Consider the following 1,183-nt stretch of genomic DNA (forward strand, 5'->3'; position numbering starts at 1 on the left):
CGGGGGGCCGCCGCCGCCCCGCGCGGCGGGGGGGCGGCGCCGCCGGTCGAGCAGGTCCCGGCGGCGGGCGTCGAAGGTGCGGTGCAGATCGGCCAGGAACGCCAGCGCCTCGGGGGTGAGGATTTCGTCGTAGCGGGGGTGGCGGGCGCCGGTGACCTCGACGCCGTGCGGGTTGGTCATCGGCTCGCTCCTCACCGCGATATGAGTGGCGATCTATCCGGTGGTGCTCCTGCCGACTGTAGTTCTCCCTGCTCACAGCCGCGAGCTGAGTGACGGCACAGTCGCCGGGAATGGTCGGTCGGCTGCGGCGAGCGGTCCTTTCCGGACGACGAACGGCAGTCCGCCCGGCGAATCGCGGGGCGGGACGAACCAGACAGGTGCACCGGTCGGTGCCTGCGGCGGACGTACCGTGCGTCGCGGTGGGAACCGCCGCGTCCCGATGGGCGGGCTGGTCGGGCATGTCCGCCGCTCCGCGCCCCGACCGGGAACACGGGACGGCAACGAAGATTTCTCAATTACGCCGAGTCACCGTCCCAACCCTCCTAGTGTTGGCCACACCGGTGCTAGTCACGGAGTTGGCCACCCGAACGACGTCCCACGCAGACAGCGGACGAAAAGTGAGGGAAGACGCGGATGAAGGCACAGTCAGTTCTCGGATCGGCGGCGGTCGGCGTGGGCCTCGGCGCACTGCTGCTCCCGGCCGCCGCGCTCGCGGACACCACCGTCTCACCAGCCACCACCCCGGTCGGCGGCACGGTCGTGCTCACCACCACGGAATGCAACCCGAAGGACGGTGATGCGATCTTCCATGTCACCGGACCCAACCGGGACGAGAATGTCCGGTCGACCACGGCCGCCACCGGCGGGGGGCTGAGCGCCGAACTCTTCACCGCCGGATTCACCCTCGGCACCTACACGGTCACCACCACCTGCGGAAACGGCAGCAACGGCGGCTCGGCCACGTTCACCGTCACCCCGATCGGCGGCGCCCAGGCGGGTGCCGGTGGCAAGGACGGGGACACCGGGGTGCTGGTCGCCGGCGGTGCGCTGGCCGTCGCGGCGGTCGCCGGCGGCACGTACGTGATGGTGCGCCGCCGCCGGCGCGGCACGGTCGTGTCCTGAATCGCCGCCACACCATCCCGTGGCGGAGAACGCCCGCGCCGGCTGAAGCCGGCGCGGGCGC

General features: G+C 72.0%; 2 protein-coding genes. One reads left to right on the forward strand and one right to left on the reverse strand.

The genetic code is table 11. From position 1 onward, the window contains the following. The coding region (locus ACWEVO_RS36805) for a hypothetical protein (RefSeq protein WP_452311994.1) at positions 1–180 on the reverse strand (180 nt) is incomplete at its 3' end. A gap of 453 nt (positions 181–633) precedes the next feature. Between ACWEVO_RS36805 and ACWEVO_RS36810 the strand changes: the two genes are divergently transcribed. Further along, a complete protein-coding gene (locus ACWEVO_RS36810; RefSeq protein ID WP_452311995.1) occupies positions 634–1,122 on the forward strand; it encodes a hypothetical protein in 489 nt (162 codons plus the stop codon). The last annotated feature ends 61 nt before the right edge of the window (positions 1,123–1,183 follow it).

It is taken from the genome of Micromonospora sp. NPDC003776, assembly GCF_053605645.1.